At 28.7% G+C, this 15,708-nt stretch carries 11 protein-coding genes and 1 pseudogene; all 12 read right to left on the bottom strand.

From position 1 onward, the window contains the following. Positions 1-59: 59 nt before the first annotated feature. Positions 60-476: a universal stress protein gene (locus tag Q0W06_RS01625; protein ID WP_297630446.1), complete on the bottom strand. Its 417-nt coding sequence runs from the start codon at positions 474-476 to the stop codon at positions 60-62. Positions 477-703: 227 nt separating this feature from the next. After that, complete coding sequence (locus Q0W06_RS01620; protein ID WP_297630444.1) at positions 704-1,486, bottom strand: endonuclease/exonuclease/phosphatase family protein; 783 nt, start codon at positions 1,484-1,486, stop codon at positions 704-706. A 1-nt stretch (position 1,487) separates the two neighbouring features. Further along, positions 1,488-3,125, bottom strand: a complete 1,638-nt coding sequence (locus Q0W06_RS01615) for a PTS transporter subunit IIBC (protein WP_297630441.1) — start codon at positions 3,123-3,125, stop codon at positions 1,488-1,490. A 29-nt stretch (positions 3,126-3,154) separates the two neighbouring features. After that, the gene (locus tag Q0W06_RS01610) at positions 3,155-4,816 is read right to left on the bottom strand and encodes an alpha-glucosidase (RefSeq protein ID WP_297630438.1); all 1,662 of its coding nucleotides are present in this window, start codon (positions 4,814-4,816) and stop codon (positions 3,155-3,157) included. A 359-nt stretch (positions 4,817-5,175) separates the two neighbouring features. Next, complete coding sequence (locus Q0W06_RS01605) at positions 5,176-6,165, bottom strand: LacI family DNA-binding transcriptional regulator (RefSeq protein WP_297630435.1); 990 nt, start codon at positions 6,163-6,165, stop codon at positions 5,176-5,178. Between the two features lie 198 nt (positions 6,166-6,363). After that, positions 6,364-8,721 carry a glycogen/starch/alpha-glucan phosphorylase gene (locus Q0W06_RS01600; RefSeq protein ID WP_297630508.1) on the bottom strand — a complete coding sequence of 786 codons (2,358 nt, stop codon included), beginning with the start codon at positions 8,719-8,721 and terminating at the stop codon, positions 6,364-6,366. Between the two features lie 21 nt (positions 8,722-8,742). After that, positions 8,743-10,206, bottom strand: a pseudogene (malQ, locus tag Q0W06_RS01595) (4-alpha-glucanotransferase); the annotation flags it as partial. Positions 10,207-10,267: 61 nt separating this feature from the next. Continuing rightward, positions 10,268-11,281 (bottom strand): LacI family DNA-binding transcriptional regulator, encoded by a 1,014-nt coding sequence (locus tag Q0W06_RS01590; protein WP_297630432.1) that lies wholly within the window; start codon positions 11,279-11,281, stop codon positions 10,268-10,270. Between the two features lie 68 nt (positions 11,282-11,349). Further along, on the bottom strand, positions 11,350-12,462 hold the full coding sequence (ugpC, locus tag Q0W06_RS01585; protein WP_297630429.1) for a sn-glycerol-3-phosphate ABC transporter ATP-binding protein UgpC: 1,113 nt from the start codon (positions 12,460-12,462) through the stop codon (positions 11,350-11,352). A gap of 41 nt (positions 12,463-12,503) precedes the next feature. Then, positions 12,504-13,358 carry a sugar ABC transporter permease gene (locus Q0W06_RS01580; protein WP_297630426.1) on the bottom strand — a complete coding sequence of 285 codons (855 nt, stop codon included), beginning with the start codon at positions 13,356-13,358 and terminating at the stop codon, positions 12,504-12,506. 1 nt (position 13,359) lies between these two features. Further along, on the bottom strand, positions 13,360-14,307 hold the full coding sequence (locus Q0W06_RS01575; protein WP_297630423.1) for a sugar ABC transporter permease: 948 nt from the start codon (positions 14,305-14,307) through the stop codon (positions 13,360-13,362). 86 nt (positions 14,308-14,393) lie between these two features. Next, complete coding sequence (locus Q0W06_RS01570; RefSeq protein ID WP_297630420.1) at positions 14,394-15,596, bottom strand: maltose ABC transporter substrate-binding protein; 1,203 nt, start codon at positions 15,594-15,596, stop codon at positions 14,394-14,396. Between the last annotated feature and the right edge of the window lie 112 nt (positions 15,597-15,708).

Here is a 15,708-nt window from a genome sequence, read left to right as displayed (position 1 = left end):
TACTTACATATTAGAAAATTGGCAGTTATTCAACTGCCAATTTTCTCTATATCTATATATTAGTTTTTTTCTGGTATTATAACAAGTATACATTTTGTTTTTTTAGCAACTTGTGCTGTAACAGAACCTACTATTGCAGCAAATTTTTTCTTTGTATTTTTTGCCATAAGAATTAAATCTATATTTTTATCTTCAACATATGCAAGTATTTCATCAGCAGCATATCCAAATGAAAGTTCCGATGTACTATCAAATTCTTTTATTATATCAGCAGCTTCATTTAAAACTCTTGTTCCAATTTCTTCTGCTTCTTTTATTTCTTCTGTGACTGCCATTCCATCCATGAATACTATTTCTCTAACATGAAGTAAAACTACTTCTACTTTATTTGGATCATATAAATCTTTTAAATATTGTAATGATATTAAGCTTTTTTCACTTCCATCAATTGGTATTAACGCTCTTCTTTTGTTCATAGTAAATCACTCCTTCATATTTCTTTAAATTAATTATACCAAATTTTAATCCAAAATTTCACATCAAACTTTATTTAAAACTTTATTCATTTTATATTTCCTGAAAATATAATACTATTCAAATAAAATTTTTCTATTTTCTACATTAAGATAGCATTATTATTTCCCAAATAAGTTATTTTATGAATTCTTTTTTATAAAATAAAAAACTGGCTTAAGCCAGTTTTCTATTCCTCTATCTCAACCTCTACTCCATAGTGATCTGAAATAATTTCTTTATTCATATCATTAAAAATAGTATTACATTTTAAAACTTTCATTTTTTCTGTTACAAATACTATATCAATTCGTAATTTTTCTTTATTTCCTTCCCAACCTGCTATTTCACATTCAATAGTTACTCCACTATCTTTTTCTCTAGCTAAACTATAACTATCTACAAGCCCTAAGTTTTTCAACATGTCATATCCTTCTTTTTGGGTAAATGCATTATTATTAAAGTCACCCATTAAAATAGCTTTCTTTTTTCTTTCTTTAATCTTATTTGCTAAGTTTTCACATTGTACTTCAAAAGGTTCTTCATCATCATTAAACCATCCTAAATGACATGAATAAATATCTGTATCACCTACTGTTGCACACAGTATTTTTCTTGTTTTCCAAAAATATTTATCATTACTCTTCGTTAAGAAAAAACTTTCTTTGTTCTTCATTTCTTGCTTAGTAAGTAAACATAACCCTTCTTCGTAAATATCATATCCTATATGAGAAAAGTCCCAGAAGAAGTCATATATGACTCCTCCTAGTTCTTTTATCTTTTCTAATAAAATTAATCCATAATTATCTATTTTTATATTCTCATATGCTATTTCCGAATCTATTTTTTGACTTACTTCTTGAAGTGAAATTATATCATAATCATTTTCTATAATCGTCTTTGCTAAAATCTCTATTTTCTCTAATTGGTTTTCCTCTTGCCATGAATGGCAATTTAAAGTAAGTAATTTCATTTTAAACTCCTAAAATATCCTGAACATTCGATTTTAAAATATCTGCTTTAGGTCCATATATCGCTTGTACACCTTTATCTTTTAATATAAGTCCTACAGCTCCATTATCTTTCCATGCTTTATCATCTGCTACTAAAGATAAATCTTTTACTGTAACACGCAATCTTGTCATACATGCATCTACATCTACAATATTTTCTTTTCCACCTAAAAGTTCTATTGCTTTTACAGCTATTTCATCTTCGCTTACATTTGCTTCCTTAGCCTTAACTTCTGTATCTTCTGAATCTATATAATTTCCTTGTCTACCTGGTGTAGCAATTTTAAATTTCTTTATTAAGAAATTAAATGCAAAGTAATTTAAGAAGAAGAAAATTCCTGATGTAACTATAAAGTTTATTATGTCTCTAACTAGTCCTGCATTTACCATAAGCGGCATACGCGTTAAAAGTTCTATTCCACCAAAAGCATGGACTCTTAAATTAATTATATCTGCCATTGCAAATGCTATTCCTGTTAAAAATGCATATACTCCATATAAAATTGGTGATACAAACATAAACATAAATTCTAAAGGCTCTGTTACACCTGTTAATAAAACTGCTATTGCTGCTGAGAAAAATACTGATTTATATTTTTTCTTTTTATCCGCATCTACATTTTTAAACATTGCTAATGCTATACCCATTAATGATGCACATGATCCTATAACTTGCCCTGCTTTAAATCTAGCTGGAGTTACTGTAGCTAAAAGATTATTATAAGATGCCATATCTCCTGCTTGTTTAAAATTATTCAAATCTGTAATCCATGCAAGCCATAAAGGATCTTGTCCTGCTACTACAGCTCCTGATGCTGCCTGATATACTCCTCCAAGCTCTGTATAATTTATTGGAATAGTTAACATATGGTGTAATCCAAATGGTAATAATAAACGTTCTAACATTCCATATAAAAACGGTGCTAAGATTGGTGCTGTATCTTTAGATGCTGCAAGCCACACTCCAAAACTATTTAATCCATATTGTATAAATGGCCATATTAAAGCTAAAATAACGGCTGCTACTGTTGAACCTACAATAACTACAAATGGAACAAATCTTTTCCCATTGAAAAATGCTAATGCATCAGGTAATTTATTAAAATTATAATATTTATTATATAATGCTGCTCCTAAGAAACCTGCAATAATCCCTACAAAAACCCCCATATTTAATGCTGGTGCACCAAGTACTGATATAAAGTAGTCTTTAGTTAACAACGTTTGTCCAAAAAGTGTTGTAATAGTCGCTGTTGAATCTGGTGCTATCATTGCTGCTGTTATTCCAAATATAGCTCCTGTAATTCTATTAATTAATATAAATGAAATTGCACCTGCAAAAGCTCCTCCAGCTTTTTCTTTAGCCCAAGAGCCTCCAATCGCTACTGCAAATAATAAGTTTAAGTTACCAATTATCCCCCAACCGATATCTTCCATAACTCTAGCTATAGTTTTTACAAATTCAACATCAATATAGATACCCATGACTTTTCCTATAGATATCATAAGTCCAGCTGCTGGCATAACTGCTACTACAACTAATAATGCCTTACCAAACTTTTGCCAAAAATCAAATGAACCAAGTTTAAATTTTTTCATATCTTAAATCCCCCTACCCTTTTTTAAAACTAAACTTTATATACTCTACATTCATAAGGTTTTAATCTGAACTTATTTAAAGTTTCCTCTTCTAAAACCTCATAATTATTTATCATTAAATTCTCATATTTAAGTTTTTCTTTTGCATACTCATATTTAGCATTTTCTTCTGTTAAATTAACTATTATCACATATTTTTCATCATTTAAATTTCTTTCATAAGCAAATATCTTTTTATCCTCTTCTAAAATCGGATTAAATCCTCCATATATTAAAGCTTCATTATTGTTCCTAAGTTTTATAAGTTTTTTATAGAAATTTAAAATTGAATTGCTATCTTCCTCTTGTGCCTCTACATTTATACTCTCATAATTTTCATTTATTTTAATCCAAGGCTTTCCAATTGTAAAACCTGCATTTTTCTCATTTGACCATTGCATTGGTGTTCTTGCATTATCCCTAGATGTTGCATACACCTCTTCCATTGCTTCTTCTTTAGAAATATTATTTTGCATTCTTTCTTCAAATACATTAATACATTTTATATCGCTATATTCTTTTATATTTTCAAATTTAACATTCGTCATTCCTATTTCTTGTCCTTGATATATAAAAGGTGTTCCCATTTGAAGGAAATAGCAAGTTGCAAATGCTTTTGCTGATTGTACTAAATATTCTTTATCATTTCCCCATGTTGATACACATCTTGGAATATCATGATTTTCTATAAATAAAGCATTCCATCCATCTTTTTCTAAGTCTTTCTGCCACCTTATCATGACATCCTTATATTTTTTAGGATTAAATCCTTGTCCTTTTTCATAATCCCAAAGATGTAAGTGTTCAAATTGAAAAATCATATTAAACTTTCCATCATTCTCACTCACCCATTCATGAGCCTCATTTGATTTTACACCATTTGCTTCTCCTACCGTTACGATATTATAGTTATCAAATGTTTCTTCTTTTAGTTCTTTTAGATATTTTTGTATTCCCTCTACATTCATATGTTTATCAAAAGATGATACATATTGTAAGTTTTCAGGATTATCTATATCTCTAAGTCCTTCTTCCTTTTTTATATGACTTATTGCATCTACTCTAAATCCATCAATTCCTTTATCTAACCACCAATTTATAGTATTATAAACTTCTTTTCTAACATCTTCATTATCCCAATTTAAATCTGGTTGCTTTTTAGTAAATAGATGCATAAAATATTGTTCTCTTTCCTCACAATATTCCCATACCGATCCTTTAAAAATACTCTCCCAGTTATTTGGCTCTAATCCATTCTTTCCATCTCTCCAAATATACCAGTCAGCTTTCTCATTATCTCTAGATTTTTTAGATTCTATAAACCATGGATGCTCATCACTTGTGTGATTTACAACTAGATCTATAATAAGTTTCATATTTCTCTTATGTACTTCTGATAACAATAACTCAAAGTCTTCCATTGTTCCAAATTCATCTAATATTTCTTTATAATCGCTTATGTCATATCCATTATCATCATTTGGAGATTTATACATAGGACAAACCCATATAAGTCCAATTCCTAAGTCTTTTAAATAATCTAATTTCTCAATTATTCCATTTATATCTCCAATTCCATCCCCATTAGAATCTTTAAAACTCTTAGGATATATTTGATAACCAACTAATTCTTTCCACCAATATTTTTTCATATTTTTCTCCTTTCCTTGTGCAATCGTTTGTCTTATAATTCAAAAAAATATAACATTTGTAAACATTTTCTTAATTTTATAAACTAATAATAGCAATTTAATTAACTTTATTCAACTCTTATTTACAGTCAATTTTTAAATTTATCATTATTTTCCTTTAATTATCTTTCATTTAATGCAAACGCTTGCTCATTAATTATAAATATTTTATTTTATATTTTCAAGAACTCTTTTTTAATTCACTCTTTTAAACTTTTATTTTAATTTCATAAATACCAATAAAAAAATGCCCACTTTATATGTTAAGTTGGCACTTTTTCTCTTATTATTTAAACTCAATGTTCTTTTCATATATAAAATTATTTTCTTTCTATAAATTTAGTTTCTACTATTTTATTTTTTTCTTCTATTTCTTCATTATCTAAATAATCAATTAAAAGTTTTGCTGCTTCATATCCTAATTTACTTCCATTTATATCTATAGATGAAATTGGTGGATTTTGATATTGAGTAATAGGTGTATTATTAAATCCTATAATTTCTATTTCTTTAATATTGTTTGCAAATAAATATTTATTTGCTCCTACTGCAAGTAAATCTTCTGTTCCTATTATAGCTGTTGGTTGTTCTTTCTTTAAAATTTGGATTATTCCTTTCTCTCCATCTTTTTCCGAAAAACTTTCACCTTCATAGATCAGCTCTTTTTTAAGTTCTATCTTATTCTCTTTCAAAGCATTCTGGTATCCCTTAAATCTATCTTTAGATACTTTTAAATCTCTATTTCCACCTATAAATGCTATTTTTTTATGTCCTTTTTCTATTAATTTATTTGTTATATTATAGGTTGCATTAATATTATCATTATCTACCCATAATGCTTCCTTTATATCCGGTGTTCCTATTACTACAAATGGGAATTTTATTTTTTGCAAGTATTCAATACTTTTATCATTATCTCTAACTGTTAAAAGACATATTCCATCTAATAAATTATTAGATACAAATTCTTTTACATTTTTAAGTTCATCCTCTTCAGTCTTTCCAAATGCATACATAAGATAATATTTTTCTTCGTCTGCTGCTATACTCATTCCCATCATCGCTTCAACAAAAAATGGATTTGAAAAGAAAGAACTAGCTTCTTTAGGAATGATAACACCTAATATTCTGCTTTTGTTGCTTACTAATTTTCTGGCAAGCTCATTCGGCTTATAATTTAATCTTTGAATTACTTCATTAACTCGCTTCTTTGTTTTTTCACTAATTCTTCCACTATCTGATAAAACTCTCGATACTGTGGAAGTTGCAACATTTGCTTCTCTTGCTACATCTTTTATAGTTACTTTCATAATTTTATACCCCCAAACTTTCTCTCTCTTCTCATTTATTTCAGTATCTATACTTTATATAGATTACACCTTATACCTTTATGTACATTATTAATTCTATCATAATGTAGCCATTTATATAACACTAGAATACAACTAAGGCTATTATACTAAAATAGCATAATAGCCTTTATATAAATATTTATTTAGGAGTAATCTTTATTTATTTTCTTTTTTGTCAATATGCCAAATATCTTTGCAGTATTCAACTATAGTCCTATCTGAAGAGAAAATTCCTGCATTACACATATTTTCAAAACAGATTTTTGCCCATGCTTTTTTATTTTTATATGCTTTAAATACTCTATCTTCTGTTTCTTTAAAGCTTTCAAAATCTGCTAATAAGTAATATTGATCATTTTCATCTATTAATGATTCATATAAATCTTCATAAAGTCCTGTTTCTTCATCATCAAATGTTCCATCTATTAATGTATCTATAACACGTTTTAAACTCTTATCTTTTTTATAATAATCTTTTGATTTATATTTATCTTCAATTTTTTTAATTTCTTCAACAGTTAATCCAAATATAAAGTTATTTTTTTCTCCTGCTTCTCTAACTATTTCTACATTTGCCCCATCCATAGTTCCAAATGTAGGTGCCCCATTTAGCATAAATTTCATATTCCCTGTTCCTGATGCTTCTTTTCCAGCAGTTGAAATTTGTTTTGAAACATCTGCTGCTGGGAATAGTTTTTCTGCATAAGAAACTCTATAATTTTCTACAAATACAACTTTAATTTTTCCGTTTATTTCTTCATCATTATTTATAAGATTTGCTACATCATTTGTAAATTTAATTATAGCTTTTGCTCTCTTATATCCTGGGAAAGCTTTTGCACCATAAATAAATGTTACAGGTGGTATATCCATAGTCTTATCTTCTTTTAATCTATAGTAAAGGTCTAAGACATATAAAGTATTTAATAATTGTCTCTTATATTCATGTAGTCTTTTAACTTGAATATCAAAAATTGAATCTGGATTTAATTTTATTCCGCTATTTTGTTCTATATAATTTGCTAATTGAACTTTTTTAGCTTTTTTAATTTCCATAAATCTATTTAATATTTTTTCATCATCTGCATACTTTTCTAAAGATTTTAATTTACTTAAATCTTTTACCCATGATTCATCACCGATAAGTTCAGTTATAAGTTCAGATAATTCTTGGTTACAAAGTCTAAGCCATCTTCTTGGAGTAATTCCATTAGTTTTATTTTGGAATTTATTTGGATATAACTTGTACCAATTATTAAGTTCTGTATTTTTTAAGATTTCTGTATGAAGCTGTGCTACTCCATTTACAGCAAATCCAATATGAATTGCTAAATTAGCCATTCTAACTTTTTCATCTTCAATTATTTTAAATTCTTCTATTTCATCTTCAGTATATTTTTTCTTTTCTAAGATTTTCACAAATCTTTTATCTATTGCTTCTATTATTTCTAATATTCTTGGTGATAATTCTTCAACTAGTTCTATATCCCATTTTTCTAATGCTTCAGCTAAAATAGTATGATTAGTATATGCAAATATTTTTTCAGCATAACCCATAGCATCTTCTATTTTCACACCTTTTTCGTCTACTAAAACTCTTATAAGTTCTGGTATTCCTATAACAGGATGTGTGTCATTTAATTGAATAGCTGCATAGTCTGAAAGCTTTGAATAATCTGTTCCATGATATTGTTCAAATTCTCTTACTATATCTTGTACCGATGCACTTGCTAAGAAATATTGTTGCTTTAATCTAAGCATTTTTCCTTCTTTTTTGTCATCATTAGGATAAAGTATTCTTGTTATATCATCAGCTTTATTTTTTAAACTTACTGCTTTATCATATTCTCCATCATTAAAAGCTTCAAAATCTAATTCTTCCATAGATTCGCACTTCCATAATCTTAATGTGTTTATATTTTTATTATCATACCCTATAATAGGTGTATCATAAGGCACTGCAAATACTTTCATTCCTGCAAATGTTATTTCTATTTTTTCTGATTCTTTTCTTATACTCCATGGATCACCATATTTTAACCAACTATCTGCTGTTTCAAATTGGAATCCATCTTTAAAATATTGCTTAAATAATCCATTTGAATATCTAAGACCATATCCTCTAATTGGCATTTCCATAGCTGCTGCTGAATCCATAAAACAAGCTGCAAGTCTTCCAAGCCCACCATTTCCAAGTGCTGCATCTTCTTCTGCTTCTTCCACTTTATTAATATCTATATTAAGTTCATCTAGTAAATCTTTAACTTCTTTGTACATTCCCATACTTATTAAGTTATTTCCTAGTGCTCTTCCCATTAAATATTCTGCTGAAAGATAGAACGCTTGCTTTCCTTGTCTATATAAATCTGTTGTTTCTTCCCATTCATCCACTATTCTTTCTAATAATGAACTTGAAAGACTAACCATTATTTCTTCTTCATTAGCTCTTTTTATATCTACACCAAATTTTATTTTTAAATTTTTTTCTAAATCTTTTCTTAATGGACTACTCATACTATTAACCCTCCCATATAATCTTGTAAGATTATATAACTTTCTTTCTAATTCTTTTGTTAATACTCCTTCTTTCATTCTCCAACACCAATTACCACCTAGCGTTGATGGAGTATTCATTCTTCCTTCATTTCCTATCTCTAAAAGATCTTGCATTGTGGCTATTGATACCTCACTTGGAGATGACCAAATAGCTTTTATATTTTTAAATCCTATTTCATCTTCATTATTAATTTCTAAAAATTCTTTTGCTCTTCTACCATCTTTATTAAATTTATTATTTAAATACCATCCCTTTGATGTTTCATTATCATGTGTTCCTGCATAAGAAACAGAGTTTACTTTATGGTTATATGGTAAATCTTTTGAGTTATACTCACCAAAAGCAAATTGCAGAATATTCATCCCCTTAAATCCAGTTTCCTTTTTAAACTCTAAAAATTCATCTGTTATAACACCTAAATCTTCAGCAATTATATTTACATCACCAAGTTCCTCTTTAATCTTATTGAATAATCTTATTCCAGGTCCTTTGGTCCATTTACCATTTCTTGCTGTTTCATCTTCTGCTGGTATTTGCCAATAAGAGTTAAATCCAATAAAATGATCTAATCTTAATACATCATATAATTTCAGATTTTCTCTAATTCTCATTATCCACCAAGCGAATCCTTCTTTTTCCATTTCAGCCCAATTATATATAGGGTTTCCCCAAAGTTGTCCATCTGCTGAAAAACAATCTGGTGGACATCCAGCTACAAACTTAGGATTATTATCCTTATCTACTTTAAACATTTTAGGATTTACCCACATATCTGCACTATCTTCTGAAATATAAATTGGTAAATCTCCGATGATTTCTATACCACTTTCATTTGCATAAGTTTTTAATTCTTTCCACTGTTTAAAAAACTCATACTGTATAAACTTATAGAAGTCAATTTTCTCTTTTAAGGCTTTTCTATATTTTTTAAGAGCTTTGTCTTCCCTATTTCGTATATCTTTATCCCACTCTCTCCAAGCTTTTAAATCCATTTCCTCTTTTATAGCCATATATTCACTATAGTCTTTTACCCAAAACTCATTTTCTTCTATAAATTTATAATATTCTTTATCATCTAATTTTTTAAATCTTTCATATGCCTTATATAAAATTCCTTCTCTTACATTAAATAATCTTCCATAATCGACTTCTTCTCTATTTTCACCAAAGTCTACATCTATATATTCATCTTCTAAAAGTAATCCTTCATTTTTAAGTGTTTCTAAATTTATAAAATTAGGATTTCCTGCTATTGATGAAAAACATTGATATGGTGAATCTCCATAACTCGTATGCCCTAGAGGTAGTATTTGCCAATATTTTTGTCCACTTCTAACTAGAAAATCTACAAATTCATATGCTTCCTTACCAAATGAACCGATTCCAAAATCATTGTTAAGAGAAGATATGTGAAGTAAAATCCCACTACTTCTTTTATTCATTATAATCCCTCCATCTTATTCTATTAACGGGGGCATCCACGATAGCCCCCTCTTCAATCTTCTATGACTTACCTTTTGATAACTCTGTTTTTAATTCTATATGCCTATGAGAACTTTTATTTTTTATTAAATCAATAATCATATTAGCACCTATTTCTGCCATTTCCTCTATAGGCTGAATAACCGTAGTTATTGTTGGATTATAAAATTTAGCTATATCCATTCCATCAAATCCTGATAAAAATATATCTTTACCAACTTCAAATCCTGAATCAATAATAGCTTTTGCACATCCTGTTGCCATAATATCTGATGTACAAAATATTCCGTCTATATTTTGCCCCCTCTTTAACAACTCTATAGTTGCTTCATAAGCACCTTCTGCCGTATAACTTCCATAAGCTACATTTTCCTCTTTGAATTTTAAATTATTTTCCAAAAGTGTTTTCTTATACCCTAAAAATCTTTGGCTACTAATCATTGAATTATCATTTGCCCCTAATATAATTCCAATATTTTTAGCACCTTTTTCAACTAAATATTTAGTTGCTATTTTAGATGAATCTACTTGATTTATGCAAACTGATGAGAAATTTGTTATATTATCATCTACATAAGATTTATTTGGTGACACTAATACAAGTGGTACTTCAACATCTTTAAAAGTTTCATCTGATATTATATCTATATCACACCCCAAGTATATTAATCCTTTTAAATTTACTGATTTGCAAAGACTTATAACTCTTCTCACTTCATTATCCCCAGCCTCAACAAAGTCATTTTGTCTAAGTACTATATTATATCCATCAGTAGATAATATTTTATTTATTATAGTTACCATTTCATAAAAAAACGGTGTAAATACTCCTCTTATTAAAACGCCTATAGAATTTGAATTTACTGAATTCTTTTTTAAATTTACTGCGCTTTTATTTGGAATATAGTTTATCTCATTTATTACATCCATTACTTTTTTTCTAGTAGATTCTTTTACATTTGGATGGTTATTTAAAACTCTTGACACGGTTCCTACTCCAACACCTGCCATTTTTGCTATATCTTTTATATTCATATTAAGTTCCTCCATACTAATTGTTATTTTCACCAAAATATATTAGTACTAAGATTATATCATTAATATTAGAATATTGTTATTTGAGTCTCCTCATCAAAAATATGAAGGTCTTTAACATTAATCTTTAAATCAATGTTATCTCCTACTAGCATTTCAGTTTCACCTTGTTTTTTTACAATTATTGTTTTTTCACCTATTGTTATATGAAGACAAATTTCTCCACCTAGGTTTTCAATAAGTTCTAGTCTTCCTTTAAAATTTATACATTCTTCTGCTGGAATATTGGCATCTTCATAATGTATTTTTTCTGGTCTTATTCCAACTAAAACTTCTCCATCCTTAGATCCAAAGTTAGATACTTTTTCACATTGCTCTTTTCTAAGTTTAACTTCATTTGATCCTTGTACCGATAAGAATTTTTCTGCACTTCTTGAATCTAATTTTCCGTATAAGAAATTCATTTGAGGACTTCCTATAAATCCTGCAACAAACATATTTGCTGGATTATTATATATACCTCTTGGTGTGTCTATTTGTTGAATTTCCCCATCTTTCATAACTACTATTCTTGTCCCTAATGTCATAGCTTCCACTTGGTCATGTGTAACATATATAAATGTTGTATTTAATTCCCTGTGTAATTTTGAAATTTCAATTCTCATTTGACCTCTAAGTTTAGCATCAAGGTTTGATAAAGGTTCATCCATTAAGAATACCTTAGGACTTCTTACTATAGCTCTTCCCATTGCAACCCTTTGTCTTTGTCCTCCTGATAATGCTTTTGGTTTTCTGTCTAAAAGATGTTCTATATCTAGTATCTTTGCCGCTTCCCTAACTTTTTTATCAATTTCATCCTTTGGCATTTTTCTTAACTGTAATGCAAATGCCATATTATCAAATACAGTCATATGAGGATATAATGCATAGTTTTGGAATACCATTGCTATATCTCTTTCTTTAGGAGGTAAGTTATTAACTTGCTTATCTCCTATATAAAGTTCACCCTTACTTATTGCTTCTAGTCCTGCTACCATTCTTAAAGTAGTTGTTTTACCACATCCAGATGGTCCTACAAAAACTATAAATTCTTTATCTTCTATATCTAAATTAAAGTCTTTTACTGCTTCAAATCCATTACTATAAATTTTAAATATATTTTTTAATTTTAACCCTGCCATAAAATTTGCCTCCTTAGCATTTTAACTACTTTGTTTTCAATTTATCCTTTAACTGAACCTGCAACTAATCCTTCAGAAATATATTTTTGGAAAGCCATATATATAACTGTTATTGGAATTGATGCCATAATTGCTGCTGCTGCATATTTTGTCCAGTTTGCTGAGAATTGTCCTGTTATGAAACTTTGTAATCCTGTTGCTACTGTTTCATGAGTTGATCCATTAAATAATGCTGATGCAAATACGAATTCACTATATGTTCCTAAGAAAGTAAAGATAAATATTACTATTAACATATTTCTTGATAAAGGTAATATAATTTTAGTAAATGTTTGCCATGTGCTTGCTCCATCAACTTCTGCTGCTTCCATCAATTCATTTGGTAACCCATCCATATATCCTTTCATAAGCCAGATATTAAATGCACTACCACCACATTGAAGTAAAATATAAAACCACATATGGTTTGCTAAATTAAAGCTATATGCAAATGTTAATATTGCTGGTAAAGCCATCATTGAAGGGAATAATTGTAGAACTAATAAAAATATAAGTCCATATTTTTTTCCTTTAAATTTTAGCTTTGCAAAGGCAAATGCTGATGTTGCTGTAAGAACTAATTGTATTAATGAAACAGAAATACAAATTATCATTGAGTTTTTTACCCAATATAAGAAGTCTGTTTGTGTTAAAACAAATTTATAATTATCTAATGTGAAACTTTGTGGAAATATAGATGTTTGAACAAATGTATTTCCCTTTGCTACTGATGTAGAGAGTACTGCTATTACAGGATATAATACAATCAAACAAACTACCCATAATATTATTCTTGTTACCCATGCACCAATTCTTTCTCTTGGGGTTAACTTTTCTTTATATTTTACTTTTGCCATTTTATTCTACCCCCTCAAATTGACCTGATTTTTTCATTTGTATTGCTGTAATTGTTCCTATTAATATAAATACTAATATACTAAGAGCGGAACCGATTCCATATTGTCCAAAATTAATAGCTAGCTTGTATATACTTGATGATAATATATCTGTATATCCAGCCCACTGTGTATTAAGTCTTGGTGGATTCCCTTGCGTTATTAAATACGCCGCCCCAAAGTTATTAAAATTAAATGCAAAACTTGATATTAAAAGTGGATATGAAGTTTTTACTAGTGATGGTAATGTTATTTTTCTAAATTGAGTAAATTTACTAGCTCCATCAACTTCTGCTGCTTCATAATACTCTTGTGGTATTGATGTTAATGCTCCTAAACAAACATTCATCATGAATGGATATCCAAGCCAAATGGTAACTATAATAATAGCTGTTCTTGCCCAAAATGGATCATTTAACCATGGAATTGGAGTAGAAATTATATGCAAATGTTCTAAAACAATATTAATATTACCATATTGAGTATTTAAAAGACCTTGCCAAGACATTATTGCAATTGTTGCAGGCAATGCCCATGGAACTATTAATATTGCTTTATATACTGCACTTTCTTTAAGGTTTTTATTTTTTACTAAGATAGCTAATAGTAACCCTACTATGTACCCTCCAAAACATGCAAATAATGCATATACTACTGTCCATAAAAATACTGGAATAAATATATTATGGAATGGTCCTGTTATTACTGATTGATAATTTGCTAATCCAACAAACTTAGGTGCTCCCTGAGTATATTGAGTTGAGTTAGTAAAAGATAAATATAATGTATATAGCATTGGTATGCAGGATAATACTGCAATAGTTGTAAGAGCTGGTGCTAAGTATTTATATGCTTCTCTACCATTTTTTTTAGTTTGTTCAACTTCTGGATTTTCTACTTTTTTCCCCATAATTCTTTACTTTCCTTTCTCTAATTTTCTAAAAATTTATTAAAGTTTATACTTTTAAAACTAATTAAAAGTATAAACTTTAACTACTATTGATTTTGTTGTGCTATACCTTGTTTAATTTGTTCTACAGTTTTATCTGCTGCTTGTTGTGGTGTTTCTTTTCCTTCAACCATTAATGTTAAGTTGTTTCCAGCTGGAGTCCAAACGGCTGCTGTTTCTGGAACACTTGGCATATATGTTGCGTTTTTAGCTTGATCTTCAAATCCTTTAATATATGGATTATTTTTAACAGTTGCACTATTGTTTTCAGCACTTAATACTGGGATTCTTGAACCAACTGATGTAGTTACATCTTGTCCATGTTCATCTAAGTATTTAATTAAGCTCCAATCTAATGTTTGATCTTTAGATTTTTCACTTACTATTGCTAATTGAACTGTTGATAATCCTGGGATTGCTTTTCCATCTAATGTTGGTAATGGAGCTACTCCAAAGTCAACACCTGATTTTTTAAGATCTGCTATATTCCATGGTCCACCAATATAGAATGCAGTTTTTCCTGCTTCAAAGTTAGACATAGATACAGTATCAGTATCACTTATAGTCATTAATTTATCTTTAACTAAACTATCTAAGAATTCATATCCTTTTACAGCTCCTGCATTATTTAATCCGATATCATTTGTATCAAAAGTTCCGTTAGGATTTTCTTTAAAGATGTATCCTCCATTAGCTCCTAAGAATCCATATGAATAGTAGAAGTTTGTTAAGTTATATTGGAATCCCTTAGTCTTAGCTTCTTGGATTAATTGTTCCATAGTTGCTGGTGGTGTTGGAACTTCTTTCTTATTATAGAATAATGCTGTAGTTCCTTCTGCTATTGGTTCACCATATTGAGTTCCATTTACTTCACCAGCTTTTATTAATCCAGCCGAAGTAAATTGGTTAGTTGGAATTAGATTTTCTGGTGTTTTTGCTAATAATCCACCTTTAACAAAAGTACCAATATTATCATTTGGAATACCATATACAATATCAGGTCCATTAGATGTTTTCATTGCTGTCATAACATTTTGGAAATCTGATCCTGATTGGAATTCTAATTTAACCTTTACATGATTTTCCTTAGCCCATTCATTTGCTATTGGCTGAAGTGCATTTACTTCAGGTTGAGTTAAATAGGATTGTACAGTTATAGTTTTTTCACTACTACCACTTGTAGCTATTACAATACCACCTACAATAACAACGGCAGCAACTATAATAGCAATTATTGCTTTTTTCTTCATTGATAAAGCCTCCTCTAGAATTTAAATCGAATAAATATTTTATTATTACGTGTTACCTTCTTCAATTAGCTTAACTCTGTTTTGTATTATTAAATAACTGCTTCTTACTTTT

The organism is uncultured Clostridium sp., assembly GCF_947072515.1.
Lineage (GTDB): Bacteria > Bacillota > Clostridia > Clostridiales > Clostridiaceae > Clostridium.
This window is presented reverse-complemented; position numbering and strand designations above follow the sequence as displayed.

Bases quoted from the DNA above. Each gene is read 5' to 3' on its own strand.
- Q0W06_RS01620 (WP_297630444.1), bottom strand. From the start codon at position 1,486: ATGAAATTACTTACTTTAAATTGCCATTCATGGCAAGAGGAAAACCAA.
- Q0W06_RS01570 (WP_297630420.1), bottom strand. From the start codon at position 15,596: ATGAAGAAAAAAGCAATAATTGCTATTATAGTTGCTGCCGTTGTTATT.
- Q0W06_RS01605 (WP_297630435.1), bottom strand. From the start codon at position 6,165: ATGAAAGTAACTATAAAAGATGTAGCAAGAGAAGCAAATGTTGCAACT.
- Q0W06_RS01590 (WP_297630432.1), bottom strand. From the start codon at position 11,281: ATGAATATAAAAGATATAGCAAAAATGGCAGGTGTTGGAGTAGGAACC.
- Q0W06_RS01610 (WP_297630438.1), bottom strand. From the start codon at position 4,816: ATGAAAAAATATTGGTGGAAAGAATTAGTTGGTTATCAAATATATCCT.
- Q0W06_RS01625 (WP_297630446.1), bottom strand. From the start codon at position 476: ATGAACAAAAGAAGAGCGTTAATACCAATTGATGGAAGTGAAAAAAGC.
- Q0W06_RS01615 (WP_297630441.1), bottom strand. From the start codon at position 3,125: ATGAAAAAATTTAAACTTGGTTCATTTGATTTTTGGCAAAAGTTTGGT.
- Q0W06_RS01575 (WP_297630423.1), bottom strand. From the start codon at position 14,307: ATGGGGAAAAAAGTAGAAAATCCAGAAGTTGAACAAACTAAAAAAAAT.
- Q0W06_RS01580 (WP_297630426.1), bottom strand. From the start codon at position 13,358: ATGGCAAAAGTAAAATATAAAGAAAAGTTAACCCCAAGAGAAAGAATT.
- Q0W06_RS01600 (WP_297630508.1), bottom strand. From the start codon at position 8,721: ATGAGTAGTCCATTAAGAAAAGATTTAGAAAAAAATTTAAAAATAAAA.
- ugpC (WP_297630429.1), bottom strand. From the start codon at position 12,462: ATGGCAGGGTTAAAATTAAAAAATATATTTAAAATTTATAGTAATGGA.